Below are 461 nucleotides of genomic sequence, written 5' to 3' on the forward strand. Positions count from 1 at the left end.
GTCGCTTGATTTGAACTCGTCAAGATCACAGTTTTATTGTGAATTTCTTCAGCTTCATTATTACCTTGTTAAAGAACTTGGTGTAAAACCAAATAGTTGGACACTGTTGCCAATGCTCAATTAATTGATTTCTCTTTCGAGATTGAGATTCGTGAATGGTGGAGCTAAGCGGGATCGAACCGCTGACCTCCTGCGTGCAAGGCAGGCGCTCTCCCAGCTGAGCTATAGCCCCAAGTCACAAAAGAACCTATCAGTCGCTTCACAGTTAATACGGGGACTAACAGGAATGGTGGGTCTGGGCAGATTTGAACTGCCGACCTCACCCTTATCAGGGGTGCGCTCTAACCAACTGAGCTACAGACCCGATAGGTCTCAATAACACATTTCAATCAGACAATAAGTGTGAGTACTTGAGGATGTTGCTTTCGATTAAGGAGGTGATCCAACCCCAGGTTCCCCTA

The 461-nt window shown here is 45.8% G+C and carries 2 tRNA genes; both read right to left on the reverse strand.

The features are described 5' to 3' along the window. Positions 1-156 precede the first annotated feature (156 nt). Positions 157-232: transfer RNA gene (locus tag Q0698_RS13275), tRNA-Ala, on the reverse strand. A gap of 55 nt (positions 233-287) precedes the next feature. After that, positions 288-364: transfer RNA gene (locus Q0698_RS13280), tRNA-Ile, on the reverse strand. Positions 365-461: the final 97 nt, after the last annotated feature.

Origin of the sequence: uncultured Umboniibacter sp. (assembly GCF_947497555.1) — a bacterium.
Taxonomy (GTDB): domain Bacteria; phylum Pseudomonadota; class Gammaproteobacteria; order Pseudomonadales; family DSM-25080; genus Umboniibacter.